Source organism: Massilia antarctica (genome assembly GCF_015689335.1).
In the GTDB taxonomy this organism is placed as follows: Bacteria; Pseudomonadota; Gammaproteobacteria; order Burkholderiales; family Burkholderiaceae_D; genus Telluria_A; species Telluria_A antarctica.
The window spans coordinates 2,207,486-2,223,127 of record NZ_CP065053.1 but is presented as its reverse complement, the minus strand read 5'-3'; the positions used below and the strand labels follow the sequence as shown (position 1 = coordinate 2,223,127).

Sequence of the window (15,642 nt, the reverse complement as noted above, 5' to 3'; positions counted from 1 at the left end):
GGTCCCCTGGCTTAGCCGATCTTGCGTGCGGTGTTGATGACGTTGATGCCGTTAAAGCGCGCCGTGCTTGACCCGTGCGACACCGTACTGACCTGGCTGGGCTGGCCTTTGCCGTCGAAGAAGGAGCCGCCCATGCGCCAGTCGCTCTCGTCGCAGATGGCGCTGCAGGCATTCCAGAATTCCTGGGTGTTCGACTGGTAGGCCACGTCTTCGAGCGGCGCACCGATCTTGCCGTTATTGATTTCGTAGAACAGCTGGCCGCCGAACTGGAAGTTGTAGCGCTGCTGGTCGATCGAGAACGAGCCCGCACCAACGATATAGATGCCCTTCTTGACGTCCTTGACCATCTGGTCCGGCGTGAGCCTGGCTTTCCCCGCCTGCAGCGACACGTTCGGCATGCGCTGGAACTGCACGCTGCTCCAGCTGTCGGCGTAGGAGCAGCCGTGCGACTCCTTTTCGCCGATGATGTGGGCCTGGTCGCGCGTGGCTTGGTAGTTGACCAGGATGCCGTCCTTGATGATGTCCCAGCGCTTGCACGCCACGCCTTCATCGTCGTAGCCGACCGCGCCCAGCGAGCCTTGGGTGAGCTTGTCGGCCACGATGTTGACGCGCTCGGAGCCGTACTTGAATTTCTTGGTTTCCCACTTGTCGAGCGTGGCGAAGCTGGTGCCGGCGAAATTGGCCTCGTAGCCCAGCACGCGATCGAGTTCGGTCGGGTGGCCCACCGATTCGTGGATCGTCAGCCACAGGTGCTCGGGCGAGAGCACCAGGTCGTATTTGCCCGGCGCGACCGACTTGGCGGTCAGCTTTTCCTTGGCCTGGCGTCCGCAGGCGCGCGCGTCTTCGATCAGGTCGTACGAATTCTTGTACAGGGTGCACACGCCGCCGGCGGCCTTGATCTTGTCATCAAAGCGCGCATCGAGGTATTCGTAGCCCATCCCGACGGGCGTGGACAAGCCCTGGCGCGAGCGGAATTTATTGGTGGCCTTGTCAACGGCGGTGGCGAACACCGGCATCCACATGCGGTGCACGTCCTGGTCGATGTAGGAGCCGTCGGTCGAAGCAAAATATTTTTGCTGGTTCACCTGGAACATCAGCGACTGCATGAAGCTCGCACCGCCGTCCATGCCGGCCTTGTTGGCGGCGATCAGCAGCTCGGCCTTTTCCTTGATGGGGACCGTGCGCCAATCCTTCTTGACCGGAGTGGCCCAAGCTACTTCACCCACGCCCTTGACGGGCGCCAGGCGCACGGGTTCCGATTGCAGCCTGGCGTTGGCCTTGGCAATGGCGACCGCCTGGCGCGCGGCACCGGCCACCGCGTCGGGCGACATGTCGGAGGTGGCGGCGAAGCCGTAGGCGCCGTTGCACAGCACGCGCACGCCCACGCCGGCCGATTCGGTATTGGTAACGCTTTCGACATTCAGGTCGCGCGTGGTGATGAACTGGTTCAGGTAGCGGCCGATGCGCACGTCGCAGTAGCTGGCGCCGGCGCCCGTGGCGGCATTGAGGGCGACGTCGGCCAGGGTCTTCTTGAACTTTGCCGCGAGGGGATTGAGTAATTCTTCAGCGGCGATGGCGTTGCCGAAAACCGGCACCAGCATCGTGCCCAATGCGAGGCCGCTGATATTGAGAAAAGCACGTCGTTCCATTGTATCTCCTAACACTCACCACGAAGGTAGCTGCCCGCCGGACTACGCGAGCGCTCTTGTTTTGCCGCTCACCTGAACCATCTCACACTGACCTGAATGAAAAAAATCAGAAGGAACCTTACCAGCAAAATGGCCAAAAGAATACGCAAAGATTGTGCCACTGGCTAAGTTATTGATTTGGGAATCCGGGAGTGTCCGGCGGACGGTGTCCGCACTGTCCGAAGCAGTGTCCGCCCGCTCTGGCGGACAGTATGTACATATGAGATTCGGCTTGACCTTCGACCCTGCATACTCGATCATCGCGCATGTCGGCGATACCACATCGCCTGCCGCAGCTTCCCCTCGCAGTACACACCGATACCGGAGACGAAAACACATGAAACGACTGATCCTGGCCACGATGCTGGCCGCTGGCATGGCCGGCACCGCCCACGCCGATGACGCGCTCAAGGCAGCCATCGCCAATACCGCCCGCACGCCGGCCAACGTCGCGCGCGACGCCGCTCGTCACCCCTACGAAACGCTGACCTTCTTCGGCATCAAGCCGACCATGACGGTGGTCGAGCTGTCGCCGGGCGGCGGCTGGTACACCGAAATCCTGGCGCCCTACCTGCGCGAAAAGGGCAAATTGATCGCCGCCGGCGAATCGCCGACGTCGGCCAAGGAAGGCGCGCGCAAGTACGCGGCCACCCTGACCAAGAAGCTCGAATCGAATCCGGCCATGTTCGACAAGGTCCAGCGCGGCGTGTTCGAAGTACCGACCGCGTACGACTTCGCCAAGCCGGGCACGGTCGACATGGTGGTCACCTTCCGCAACATCCACAACTGGACCGGCAACGGCGACGACAAGGTCAAGGAAGTGTTCAAGAAGGTCTACGACAGCCTGAAACCGGGCGGCGTGTTCGGCGTGGTCGATCACCGCGCACCGGCCGACAAGGCGGTCGACGGCAGCAATGGCTATCTGCAGGAAGCGTACGTGATCAAGATGGTCGAAAGCGCCGGCTTCAAGCTGGCCGCCAAGTCGGAAGTGAACGCCAATCCGAAGGACAAGGCCGACCACAAGAACGGCGTGTGGGCGCTGCCGCCGGTGCTGGCCAATAAGGATGTCGACCGCGAGAAGTACCTGGCGATCGGCGAGAGCGACCGCATGACGCTCAAGTTCGTCAAGCCCTGACAGGTGACGACGGCTCCGCAAGGGGCCGTTTTTTTGTCCGCCGCTTCTCCGCCTTGCCGCTGAAGCGGTGCGCCACGCGCGTGTATGATGACCGCTCGCCGCTCCTCCAACGAGAAACTACCCAATGAAGATATCGCGTATCGCCGTCGCCGTGGCCCTTGCCGCGGCAAGCCTGCTGGCCCATGCCGCGCAAGACGCCACCAGCACGGCGTCACCGGCCGCGCCGGTGGCCGCCATTCCCGCCAACCTGGAAAACTCGGTGGTCAAGGTGTTTTCCACCTTGCGCCGCCCCGACCCGTACAAGCCATGGACCAAGGCCTCGCCGCTGGAGGTGACCGGCTCCGGCGTGGTCATCGACGGCAAGCGCATTCTTACCAACGCCCACGTGGTCGGCTATGCCAGCCAGGTCCAGGTACAGGCCAGCCAGGCCGGCGGCAAGGTCTCGGCCACGGTGGTGGCGGTCGCCCGCGGGATCGACCTGGCCATCCTCAAGCTCGATGATGAATCGTTCTTCGACACCCACGCACCCGTGTCGCGCGCCAGCGTGCTGCCGGACGTGCGCGACCAGGTCTTCGCCTACGGCTACCCGACCGGCGGCACCTCGCTGTCGATCACCAAGGGGATTGTTTCGCGCATCGAATTCGCCAGCTACAGCATGGGCACGACCGGCCTGCGCATCCAGATCGATGCCGCCATCAACCCCGGCAACAGCGGCGGTCCGGCGATTGCCAACGACAAGATGGTGGGCCTGGCCTTCGGCGGCGCCGCCAACACGCAAAACATCGGCTACATTATCCCGAACGAAGAAGTGGACCTGTTCCTGCGCGATGTCGCCGACGGCAAATACGACGGCAAGCCATCGCTGACCGATGAAGTGCAGACCCTGGAAAATCCGGTCCTGCGCGAATTCCTCAAGCTCGGCAAGGACGTCTCCGGTGCCGTGGTGCAGCGCCCCAACCAGAACGACGCCGCTTATCCACTCAAGGAATGGGACGTGATCACCCATATCGGCGATTCGCCGATCGACAACCAGGGCATGGTCAAGCTGGGCACCAACCTGCGCGTGCGCTTTCAGTACCGCGTGCAGCAGGTGGCGAAAGATGGCGCGGTGCCGCTGACGATTATCCGTGCAGGCAAAAGCATGAACGTCAAGGTGCCGGCGATGGGCGGGCGCAAGCTGCTCATTCCGGACCTGGACAACGGCTACCCCTCGTATTTCATCTACGGTCCGATCGTGTTCTCGCGCGCCAGCACCGATTTCCTCGCCTTCCTCCAATCCAACGTCGGCAACATGGCGGCGGCCAGCTACATGGCCAGCCCGCTGGTGACGCGCCGTGGCGACCCGCCGACGCCGGAGCGCCAGGAACTGGTCGTGGTCAGTTCGCCCTTCTTCCCGCACAAATCGGTGGCCGGCTATTCCAACCGTTTCGGCGCGGTGATCTATTCGGTCAACAAGATCCCCGTGCGCAGCCTGGCCCACATGGTGCAGCTGCTGCGCGACTCCAAGGATGACCTGATCGTGCTGCACTTCGACCAGCGCGGCGGCGAAAACATGGTCGTGCGGCGCAAGGACATGGTCGACGCCACCGAAGGCATCCTCTCCGATAACGGCATCCGCCTGCAGGGCAGCCAGGACATGATGGATGTCTGGAACCGTAAATAATAAAAAACGCTGAGCGGGATGCGTTGCAAATGATAATGATTATTGTTATCATTTGACACCCGCCAGCAAGTGTCCCTTCCCGATGCATCCGCGTCGCCAGGTCCGAGAGCCAGCCTGACACTCTCCGACCCGGACCAGCATGACAACTTCGACCCACACGCCCGCATGCGCCTCCGCGCGCCGGGCCGCTGCCGCACCACTGCGCCGCGTTCTCGGCACGACTCTCAATGCTACCTTGCTGGCCGTGATCGGCACCAGCACCGCCCATGCGCAAAGCCTGCGCGAGCCGCAGCAATTGTCCGCCATCGTCGTCACACCCGTACATGAGAAGGCGCCCGATGCGCTGCAAGGCAAGGTGGTCATCATCGGCGCCGAGGAGCTGGCGCGACGCAACGCCGGCGATATGAGCGCCATCGCACGCTACGAGCCGCTGGTCGGCGTCCCGGCGGCATTGAGCGGCAGCGGCAGCGTGTGGGATGGAGCGGGGAACACCGGCTTCAATATCCGCGGCGTCGAAGGCAACCGGGTCAGCCTGGACATCGACGGCATCGCCCTGCCCGACGCCGCCCCCAAGCCGGATGGCATCGCCATGAACACCTTCGGCATCGGGCGCGACTACTTCGACCCCGCCATGTTTCGCGAAGTGCGCATCGGCTCCGGCACGGGCGCGGCGGCAGCCGGCACGCCCGGGCTGGCCGGCAAGGTCGCCTTTGTCACCAAGTCGCCAGGCGACTATCTGAGCGACGACAAGCGCAGCTACCTGGCATATGCGCTCGGCTACAGCCATGCCGACAAAAGCCGCTCGCACAGCCTAACCGGCGCGGCGCGCATGGGCGCACTCGATGCGCTGGCCGTCGCCGTGCACCGCAGCGGCAAGGAGAGCGACAACAAGGGCAGCGTAGCGGCCAATCCGGACGACTGGGACTCGAACGCGCTGCTGGCCAAGTTCCAGTGGGTTTCAAGCCACGGCCAGCGCATCGGCCTGACCCTGGACGGCTATGAACGCGACAACGCGCGCAGCTACGTCAACAAGACCGGCGGCGCCTATCCGGACGGTGTGCGCCAGGATTCTCACACCAAGCGCACCCGGGTCAGCCTGGAACACCGCATGACGGGCGCCACGCATGGCCTGTTCGACACGCTCGAGAGCCGCATCTACGTGCAGGACGCCAGGGTCGACGACCGCACCCGCGCGCGCTACATCACCGGCAACCAGCCCTACCTGCGCAACATCGACACCGGCTACTTCAACAAAAGCGCCGGCGCGGGGGCGGACGCCACCCTGAAGCTGGGCGAATCGCTCGGCCTGGCCTACGGCGCCGCCTACGAGCGGTCGGAAACGCGCCGTCCGTGGGTGGAAGACCGCACCGTCATCGCCAGCGGCGCGCACCAGATTTTGATGAAGAACCGCATGGCCGACATGGACGGCGACAAGGCCAGCGCCTACCTGCGCGGAGAATTCGGCTTCGCGCTGGGCGGCTACGCGGCCACCCTCACCCCGGGCCTGCGCGGGGAATACCGCAAGCTCACGCCGAAAAACCTGGCCGGGTACCTGATCGCGGTACCCGCGGCAGCCGGCGAAATCAAGACCGAGAGCGATGCCTACGCCACCCCGAGCCTGAACATGAGCGTCGCCCTGGCGCCCGACTTGTCGGTGTACGCACGCCTCAATCGCGGCGCGCGCCTGCCGACGGCGGCCGAGCGCACCGGCACCTACGACTCGTTCAGCTACACCGGATCGGGCGTCGGCTACGCGGTGCTGGGCAACCCGAACCTGAAGAAGGAAACCAGCCAGGCCTTTGAAGCGGGGATAAAAAGCAGCCCGGCCAAGGGCATGCAGCTGAGCGCATCGGTATTCCGCACCCAATACAAGAACTTCATCGACTACGTGGCGCAGGCGCCCGATCCGGTCAATTACCCGACCGTCACGCGCGGCCTGTACCGGCCGCAGAACAACGGCAGCGCGCGTACCTGGGGCGGCGAAGCGTCGCTGCGCGCGGAACTGGGCGCGTGGTCGGCACCGCTGGCCGGCTACAGCATCGTCGCGGCGGCCGGCGTCTCGCACGGCAAGGCGCGCGACAACAGCACAGGCAAGGAAGGCGAACTGGCTTCCACCCTGCCGCGCAAGGCTAGCGCTACCATCGCCTACGACGCCCCGGACGATGCGTACGGCGTCTCGCTGAGCGCCGTGGCCACCGCCGGCAAGCAGCCGGCCCCGGACACCGTCGGCGATGTCGGCACGCGAAGATTTCGCATCGCCGGCGCCACCGTGGCCGATCTGGCCGCGTACTGGAACGTCGGCAAGCACGTCAAGCTCCACGTCGGCATCTACAACCTGGGCGACAAGCGCTATTGGGATTACGCGAGTTCGCGCACCCTGGCCGCCGGGGTCGACGCCGCCACTCTGGCCGACATCGAACGCCAGGCACGTCCCGGTCGCAATGCGGCGGCAATGCTGGCGTTCCAGTACTGACCTTCTTTTCACCACCACGGAGACTCCATGAAACGCCTACGCACCCTTCCGCTGGCCATTGCCGGCGCCCTGCTTGTCCTGGCGGGCCACACTGGCGCCACCACCCTGGCCGAGCGCTGGAACACGCTGCGCACCGAACAGCCCAAGGCGATGATCCGCGATGCGGCGCGCACGCTCGGCGTATCGGAAGCCGAACTGCTGGCGACCGGCATCGGCAGCACCGTCACCCGCCTGCGCAGCGACGGCAACGATCCGCGCGAGATCATGCGCCGCGCGCTCGACCTGGGCACCGTACTGGCACTGACCCGCAACGAAAATGGCGTGATCGAACGCACCGGCGTGGCCACCAGGGTCAAGCCGCAGCCCGCCGACGACAAGGAAACGGTCAAGGACGACGAACGCGAAGCGCGCCAGCGCAACATCGCCGGTGGCTACCTCGGTGGCGAGATCGACCTGCGCTTCACGTTCTCGAAGTGGAAGCACGCATTCGCGGTGGCGCAGCCGGGCGCCGACGGCGTGGTCAAACGCAGCCTCCAGTTCTTCGACGAGAACGGCGTCGCCATCCACAAGATCTATCCGAAAGACGCCGCCGGCGTGGCCGTGTTCGACAAACTGGTGGACGACTTCCACCACCCGGACCAGAACCCGGTATTGACGGTGGCGGCGCGCGCGCCCAAGGCCGCGGAACTGGCCGACAGCAAGGTCGATGTGAAGGAGTTCCAGCAGGCGTGGAACGAGATGAGCGACGTACACCAGTTCAACCGCCTGCTGACCGAGTTCAAGATCACGCGGGAACAGGCGATGCGCCTGGCGCCCGCCGGCATGGTCCAGCGCCTAAAACCCGAAGCGGTGCGCACCCTGCTCGACGAAGCGGCCAGGCAGCAGCTGCCGATCATGTCCTTCCTCGGCAACGGCGCGGTGATCCAGATCTTCAGCGGCAAGATCAGCAAGACGGCGGCGAGCGCCGGCTGGTACAACGTGCTCGATCCGGCCTTCAACCTGCACCTGCGCGAGAGCGCCTTCAAGAGTGGCTGGGTGGTGCGGCGCGCCGGCGTGACCTCGGTCGAGTTCTACGACAACGAGGGCGAGCAGGTGGTGTGCTTTTTCGGGGTGCGTGAACGCGGCCAACCGCAGCCGAAAAGCTGGGTTGACCTGACCGCCGCCCTGCCCAAGGGCTAAGCGGAGATTACTTTGCGTCCTTCGCGTCCTTTTTCTTCGCGGGCGTGAACAGCAGGTCCGCGAAGTCGTAGCTGAAATCGGTCTCGGTCGACACCGGCGCCATCTTCATGCGCTCGATGCTGCCGTCCGGATTCAGCGAAAACGTGACGTAGGCGTCGGCGTTGAAATTGCGTTCCTTCCAGCGCACGATGAAGGTATCGTGCTGGAAGTGCTCCAGTTCCCCGGTCAGGTCCGGCGTGCGGGAAAAGCTCATCACCCGCTTGCCGCCCACCGGCTTGATGGTCACCGCGCCGTACCAGGGGTCGTTGTACTCGCCATCGTACGCCGCAATCGGCAGCGACGGACGCGAGGCGGCGGCGCGGGTGGCGCTGGCGCTCTTCTGCTTGGCCAGGTCCTTGTTGCGAGCTTCGGTTTCCACGTCGCTAATGAGCTTGATCCAGTCGCTCGGCGCCGCATCGAGATAATGATCGAGCAGGCGATACTGGAGGGAGGCGAGCGCCCCACCGCTTTCGGCATTGGTAAAAATCGCGATGCCCAGCTTCGCTTCCGGCACCATCACCACCCTCGAATAGAAGCCCTGCAGCGCGCCGCCGTGCAAGGCCAGCTTGCGGCCCTTGTAGTCGCGCAGCTGGAAGCCCAGGCCATAGGCGAAGAAATTCGGCCTGGTCGCCGCCAGCGCCGGTTTCGGCTCGCTGATTTTGATCGGCGTTTGCGCGGTCCACATTTCGCGGCTTTGCGCCTCGCTGAACAGGCGTGCTTCCTTGCCGTGCGCGTCTTTCGGCGCAGCCGCGATGGCGCCGCCGTCGAGCAGCACCGTCATCCAGCGCGCAATATCCTCGGCGTTGGTATTGATGCCGACCGCGCCGACCGCGTTCGGCACCGGCAGCGCACGCACCGCAGCGGCCTTGCCGTTGATTTTGCTGTGCGGCGCCGAGACGTTGGGATTGCCCGCGTTCTCGGCCAGGCTGGTGGTGGTCGTGTCCATCCCGAGCGGCTTGAGGATACGTTCGCGCACCGCATCGCCCCACGGCTTGCCGGCCTTTTGCGCGATGATCTTGCCGGCCACGATGTACAGCAGGTTATCGTAGGCATAGCTGTTGCGAAAACTCGTCGCCGGGCGCACGTAGCGCAGCTGCCCGATGATGTCATCGGTCGTAAAGTTCGTGGTCGGCCACCACAGCAGATCGCCGGCCCCCAGTCCCAGGCCGCTGCGGTGGACCAGCAGGTCGCGCACCGTCATCTCGTGGGTCACGTAGGCGTCGTACATCTGGAAGTCCGGCAAGTGCCTGGTGACCTTGTCGTCCCATTCCAGCTTGCCCTCGTCGACCAGCATCGCCAGCGCGGCGGCGGTAAACGCCTTGGAGTTCGACGCCACCTCGAACAGGGTCTTGCCGTCGACCGGCGCCGGCTCGCCCAGCTTGCGCACGCCGAAGCCGCGCGCGGCGACGACCTTGCCATCCTTGACGATGGCAATGGCAATGCCGGGAACATCGAAGGTCTTCATCACGCGGGTGACATCGGCCTCCAGGTCATAGGCGCTTGCCGGCGTGCTGGTGCTGGCGCTGACGGCGACGGCTGGCGCCTGGGCGACGGCGGCGAAACTGGTGAATGCGAGCAGGATCGCTGCCGCGATGCGGTTCATAGGGAGCACGTTCTCAGTCCTTTTATTTGCCAGCCATTTTTTTGTCAACGCTGGCCTGGGTGGCCGGGTGATAGCGCTCGCGCGCCTTTTTGTAGACCGACTCCGCGAAGACCTTGTCGGCCGGCTTTTCGCGCAGCGCGGCGTACAGCGGCAGCACGAATTTCTGGCGGCCGACGCTCATGAGGAAAGCTTCGAGCGGCGTGCGCACCTCGCTGTAGCCGGCGTGAATGGCCGCGCGGTAGAAGCGGAAAGCCACTTCGTTATTGCCGCTCTTGGCAAGGCCGAACGCCTGGTCGAGTTCCTTGAGCTGGGCGCTGGTGGCCTTTTTGTCGATATCGTTCAAGAACTTCATCCACTCGGTGGCATTCCATTTTTTGGTATCGAGTTTGGCGGTGGGCGTGGCGCCCGACAACCAGCTGGCGCGCGTGGCATCCAGTGCGGCCAGACGGGTCGAGACCACGCGCTTGGCGCTGGCCGGGATGCCGGCGCCGTGCAGCCACTCTTCCAGTTCGGCCTCGCTCAGCACCTTGGGATTCTGGGCCAGCAGGTTCTTGCGCAGGTAATCGACGAACTGCCCGGTGGTCACGCTCTGGAACGCGTGCTGGTCGAACCAGCCGCGCAGGAAAGGATCGAACACCGCGCGGCCGGCGCGCTGCTCCAGGGTGCGCAGGAACCACGCGCCTTTCGGGTAGGCCAGGCCTTCGTCGGTGTAGTGGGCCGACGAGGTGTCCGGGTCCTTGGTCAGCAAGGCTTGCTTGGCGGTGGGGACGGTGGCGAGCGACGCGATTGCTTCTTCCTGCTCCAGTTGCAGGTTCATGTCCGCCACTTCGGGGCCGTACAGCGACTCCAGGATGCGGGTCGTGACGTAGGTGGTGAAGCCCTCGTTGAGCCACCAGTGCTTCCACGACGCGTTGGTGACCAGGTTGCCCGACCAGCTGTGCGCCAGTTCATGCGCGATCAGGTCGACCAGGCTGCGGTCGCCCGCGATCATGGTCGGCGTGAGGAAGGTCAGGCGCGGATTTTCCATGCCGCCGATGGGGAACGATGGCGGCAGCACCAGCATGTCGTAACGCCCCCAGCGATAAGGGCCGTACAGGGATTCGGCGGCGGCGACCATCTTTTCGGTGTCGACGAATTCGTAGGCGGCCGCGCCGATGCGTTTTGGCTCGGCGTAGACGCCGGTGCGAGAACCGAGGGCGCGCACATCGATTTCGCCGATGCCGATGGCCAGCAGGTAGGATGGAATCGGCTGCGGCATCTTGAAGTCCCAGCCGCCCTTGCCGGTGGCATTGAGATCGTTATCGGCGCTCATGACCACGCGCAGGTCCTTGGGCGCTTCGATATGCGCGCTGTAGGTGAAGCGCACGGCGGGCGTATCCTGCAGCGGCACCCAGGAACGCGCCTCGATCGTTTCGGACTGGCTGAACATGAACGGGCGCTTGCCCGACATGGTCTGCACCGGCGCGAGCCACTGCAGCGCGGTCGACTTGGGCGAGGTGTGATAGTAGATGCGCACCTTCTGCGGCTGCGCCGGCAGCGCGGCCAGGTCGATGTGCATGGCCTGGCCTTTTTCGGCATCAAGCTTGTCGAGCGTGTGGCGCACGGTGACCCACTTGCCGTCGGCGTCCTGCGCCTGCACCTTGGAGATGGTCAGCGCGCGCGTGTCGAGATCGAGGACGCGGGCCGCCTTGTCGAGCCATTCCAGGGTCAGTTCGGCATGCCCGGACAAGGTCTTCTTCGCGAAATCGGCCTTCAGGTCCATGTGCACGGCGCTGGTTTTCACCTGGTCGTAGCGCGCGTAGCTGAGGGGATCGAGGGCGTACGCGGATGCGCTCAATTGGGCAAACAGGGCGCAGGCGGCGGCGCGCAGGAGGGTCGATGTCTTCATGGTCTTTCCGGGTCGGTGGCGTGTGAATTGGCGCAGGCAGAATAGCACTTCCGCTGGCCGGACGAAAGCGCGCAAGCGCGTATTGACGGCTCGCTGGCGCGCGGAACCACAACAGCGGCTCTGCTATGATCCGCGCTTCTACATCGGAACCGACTGTATGGACGCCTTTCTTGTCTCAACGGGCATCGTCGCCCTCGCCGAAATCGGCGACAAGACGCAACTGCTGGCATTTCTGCTGGCGGCCAAATTCCGGCGGCCGGTGCCGATCGTGCTGGGCATCCTGGTGGCGACGATTGCCAACCACGCGTTCGCGGCGGCGGTGGGGGCGTGGATCAGCGCTTTGCTGGGGCCGAATGTGATGCGCTGGGTGCTTGGCGTATCGTTCCTGGCGATGGCCGCATGGACCATGGTGCCGGACAAGCTCGATGGCGACGAGCAGCCGGGCATGGGGCGTTACGGCGTGTTCCTGACCACCCTGATTGCCTTCTTCCTGGCCGAGATGGGCGACAAGACGCAGATCGCCACGGTAGCGCTGGCGGCGCGCTACGACTCGATGCTGGCGGTGGTGGCCGGCACCACCTTCGGCATGATGCTGGCGAACGTGCCGGCGGTGTATTTCGGCGAGCGGATTGCCAACAAAGTGCCGTTGAGGCTGGTGCACGGCATCGCCGCCGCCATTTTTGCCGTGCTCGGCATCGCCACCCTGCTCGGCGCCGGCGCCCGCTTCGGCTTTTAGTCCTGGAACAGCCTCACAATTCCCACAACCGGGGTCTGACCTCTGATTCGAAACATTGCAAAACCGTCGGCCGACCCAAGCGAAGAATCCTCCCAATTTGCAAGTTTTGATGGCGATTGTTCCAGCGCTGTTATCGCGGCGACGGTTTGTTGTAAAAAAACGGCGGGCGGTGAACCGGGAGTTTACCCCCGGTTCGCCGCCCGCCGTTTTTACAAGGAAAAAATTTCGAATCAGAGGTCAGACCCCGGTTGGGGAATTGTTGCTCCTGGTTACTGCGTCGTCAAGGTCACGTCGTCGATGAGGAAGGCGGTCGGGATCGTCGAGCCTTCCACGCCTTCAAAGTAGATCCGCACCGTCTGTCCTTTGTAGGCCGACAGGTCGAACGTCTTTTGCAAATAGCTGCTGCCCTTGTTCAGGTTGGAGTAGGTCGCCAGGGTCGCCAGCACGGCGTTGCCGCCGCTGCGCACTTGTACCTTGAGCTTGTCGTAAGCGCTCGTGCTCGTCGTTTCGCTCGAGACCACCTTCAGCCAGAACGCCAGGTTCGCGCTCGTCGCCGTCGATGGAATCGTCACCTGCTGGTACACCGTGGCGGTATTGGCCGAGCCTGCACCGTTGAGCGCGGCCTTCCAGCTGCCGCCATGCGCCGCCTGCCCCGACGCGGTGATCACGCCGCTCGACGCAACCCAGCCGCTCGCGCCCGACTCGAATCCACTGTTTACCAGCAGTTGCTGCGCCGCCCCGGCGTTGCTCACGCTGAAACTGACCGGCGCCGATACCGCGCTGTTGAGCGCCACGTCGAAGGCCTTAGCCGTCAACTGGTGGCTGCCGTTGCTCAGGGTGGCGGAATTGAGGCTCAGCGAATAGGGCGAGGTCGTATCCGTTCCCTTCAGAACGTTGTCGACATAGAACTCGACCCGGCTGATGCCGCCATTGTCGCTCGCGGTCGCCGCCAGCCCGATGGTGCCGCTGCTGCCGCTTGCGCTGGCACTGACCGTCGGCGGCGTGGTGTCGCCTCCGCTGGCGTTATTCACGCTGAACGTCACCGCGGCCGAGGTGCCGACATTGCCGGCGGCATCGTAGGCCTTGGCCACCAGGCTGTGGCTGCCATTGATCAGGGTCGTCGAGTCGACCATCGCGTTGTACGGCGCCGCGCCGCTGCTCGCCTTGAGCTGGTTGTCGACGTAGAACTCGACCCGGGTCACGCCCACGTCGTCGCTGGCATTGGCACTGACACTGATGGTGCCGCTGGCGCCCGATTCACCCGCCGTCACGCGCGGGGCCGTGGTGTCGCCGCCGCCATCGGTCTGGGTCACCCAGATCGGCGCCGACCACAGAATCTTGCCATCGTCCTGGGTCAGCTTGGCGTAGTAAAAATGCTCGCCGGCGGACGGGGTGACGGTGGTATTCGCCGTACCGGACAGCTGGCTGACCGCGCCCTTGCGCCCCGGTACGCCTTCGACGATGGATACCGTCGACACCGTCCTGCCGCTGGTGCTGGCGAAGTTGGCGATCAGGTTGAGCGGGCCACTGTTGGAAAAACGCTCGCCCATGATGCGGCCGTTGGCGGTGAGCACCAGTTGCGAGCTCTTGTCCATGGTGGCGAACACGCGGCGGGCCTTGAGCGCCTCGATGAAACTGGCTTGCGTCAGCGGCGTGCCGTTCGGAATCAGGACGCCGGTGCGGTTGGTGTAGGAGGCGCCCCAGTTGGCGCAGTGATTATCCTGGTTGGAAGCGAACGCGACGTGGAAGCCCGCTTCGAGCGCCTTGTTGCACGCACCTTCGAAGCTGCTGCGGCCGGTTTCGGTTTCCGTGGTGTTGTTCGAGAACGCCGCCGTGTTAAGCACTTCGCACAGGGCCATGGCCTGGTCGCCGTCGGCGGTGTAGCCGAGCGGCACGCCACCGACCAGGAATTGCCCGCTCGACGATGGATGGTTGAACTGGCCGACCCAGCCGCGCTGGCGCATCAGGGTGTACAGGCCGCTGTAGTCGCCCTTGGGCGTGAGCGTGTCGCCAATCACCTGGCCGCTGCTGTTGAGCTCCCACTCCAGCAGTTCCGGCGTATTGAAGATGTTCATGTGGCCGCCATTGTTGATGACGCCCCATTCGAGGCCGTACACACCCAGGAAGTCGGGGTTGGCGGCATTGAAGTCGGCGGCCGCGGTCAGGCCCGATTTGAACAGGGCCTTGGCGGTGGCCGGACTGGCCGAGGTGTCGGTGCCGTCGGAACCGTCGAACATGTGGTTGTGCTCGGACGCCATGAGGATGTCCAAGCCCTTGTCGCGGGCGTAGGCATACGCTTGGGCGGGGCCGAGGGCGGCGCTTTGCGGGGCCTGCGCACCGGTGCAGCTGCCGAGCGCTCCACCGCCATCGCTGTGGTTGGTCTGGCTGTGCAGGTTGCCGAAGTAGACGGTGTACGGCAGCGCGCCGGGCGCCGGCGCGGCCATTTGCACCGAGGCCATGGCGCTCGATTTGCTCTCGACCCTGGTCTCGGCCTTGCTGTCGCTCTTGTTGGTCTGCAAGCCGCTGAAGGCGGGCATGGCCGGCCTGGCGGTCTTGCCCACTGCCAGGTCCCAGCTCTGCTCGACCAGCTCGCTGCCGCCGGCCGCCAGCAGGCGCTCGACCGCTTCTTCCGACAGATCCGGCTCGCGGCCGCGCTGGGCGGCGTCGTTGGACACCGCCTGCATGCGCACTTTGTAGATGCCGTCGGCCAGGCCGGCACGGCCGGCCCAGCGCACCTTGACGTCGACCGGCTTCTGGAACATGCGCTGCACGCCGTGCCAGCGCTGCACCACCTGGCCGGACGGGCTGACCAGCTCCAGCTTCCAGCTCACTTCCTGCAGCCGCTCGACGTGCGGATAGTCGAAGGCCAGGGTGAACACGCGCGCCTGCGACGAGGTGGCATACGGCACGTGCAGGGTCGCTTCGAACTCTTGGTGGTCCGCTTCGGACGCCATGACGGCGTGGCTGGCGGAAAGCGCCAGGGCGATGGCGAGCGGGCGAAACAGCTTGAATGTCGTGAGGTGGCGCATGGGAATCCCGTTTACGTTGATAGTTACAGACAAATGAAGTCTCGCAACTATGCATGACGTAAACATGACAGAGTATTTACATTTTGAAATAATTTATTTGCTGAAATGGCGTTTCGTTACGTGAATCAACACGTGTTTTTCCACAAGTCAATACATTGATAGCGGACTTAGCAGGGAGAATGGGATTTGTTGCTGTGGGGCAGCGCGGC

Annotated in this window: 9 protein-coding genes; 5 read left to right on the top strand and 4 right to left on the bottom strand. The window is 64.4% G+C overall.

Annotated features, from left to right (window positions below):
- Positions 1-11 precede the first annotated feature (11 nt).
- Positions 12-1,649, bottom strand: a complete 1,638-nt coding sequence (locus tag IV454_RS10070) for a TldD/PmbA family protein (RefSeq protein WP_206091360.1) — start codon at positions 1,647-1,649, stop codon at positions 12-14.
- Between the two features lie 376 nt (positions 1,650-2,025).
- Here IV454_RS10070 and IV454_RS10065 point away from each other — a divergent pair, with 376 nt between their 5' ends.
- The 4 genes from IV454_RS10065 (at position 2,026) to IV454_RS10050 (ending at position 8,138) form a co-directional block, all read left to right on the top strand.
- Positions 2,026-2,823, top strand: coding sequence for a class I SAM-dependent methyltransferase (locus tag IV454_RS10065; protein ID WP_206091359.1), 798 nt, complete (start codon positions 2,026-2,028; stop codon positions 2,821-2,823).
- Positions 2,824-2,947: 124 nt separating this feature from the next.
- Positions 2,948-4,486 (top strand): S1C family serine protease, encoded by a 1,539-nt coding sequence (locus tag IV454_RS10060; RefSeq protein ID WP_206091358.1) that lies wholly within the window; start codon positions 2,948-2,950, stop codon positions 4,484-4,486.
- A gap of 139 nt (positions 4,487-4,625) precedes the next feature.
- On the top strand, positions 4,626-6,959 hold the full coding sequence (locus IV454_RS10055; RefSeq protein WP_206091357.1) for a TonB-dependent receptor domain-containing protein: 2,334 nt from the start codon (positions 4,626-4,628) through the stop codon (positions 6,957-6,959).
- A 27-nt stretch (positions 6,960-6,986) separates the two neighbouring features.
- Positions 6,987-8,138 (top strand): hemin-degrading factor, encoded by a 1,152-nt coding sequence (locus IV454_RS10050; protein WP_206091356.1) that lies wholly within the window; start codon positions 6,987-6,989, stop codon positions 8,136-8,138.
- Between the two features lie 7 nt (positions 8,139-8,145).
- On the opposite strand, the gene IV454_RS10045 is transcribed toward IV454_RS10050, so the two are convergent.
- Positions 8,146-9,780 (bottom strand): serine hydrolase, encoded by a 1,635-nt coding sequence (locus IV454_RS10045; protein ID WP_206092628.1) that lies wholly within the window; start codon positions 9,778-9,780, stop codon positions 8,146-8,148.
- A gap of 22 nt (positions 9,781-9,802) precedes the next feature.
- Positions 9,803-11,668 carry a M1 family metallopeptidase gene (locus IV454_RS10040; RefSeq protein ID WP_054265776.1) on the bottom strand — a complete coding sequence of 622 codons (1,866 nt, stop codon included), beginning with the start codon at positions 11,666-11,668 and terminating at the stop codon, positions 9,803-9,805.
- 157 nt (positions 11,669-11,825) lie between these two features.
- On the opposite strand from IV454_RS10040, the gene IV454_RS10035 reads away from it, so the two are divergent.
- On the top strand, positions 11,826-12,404 hold the full coding sequence (locus tag IV454_RS10035) for a TMEM165/GDT1 family protein (protein ID WP_054265775.1): 579 nt from the start codon (positions 11,826-11,828) through the stop codon (positions 12,402-12,404).
- Between the two features lie 269 nt (positions 12,405-12,673).
- Here the strand turns inward: IV454_RS10035 and IV454_RS10030 are convergent, their stop codons facing one another.
- Positions 12,674-15,433: an Ig-like domain-containing protein gene (locus tag IV454_RS10030; RefSeq protein ID WP_206091355.1), complete on the bottom strand. Its 2,760-nt coding sequence runs from the start codon at positions 15,431-15,433 to the stop codon at positions 12,674-12,676.
- Positions 15,434-15,642 lie beyond the last annotated feature (209 nt).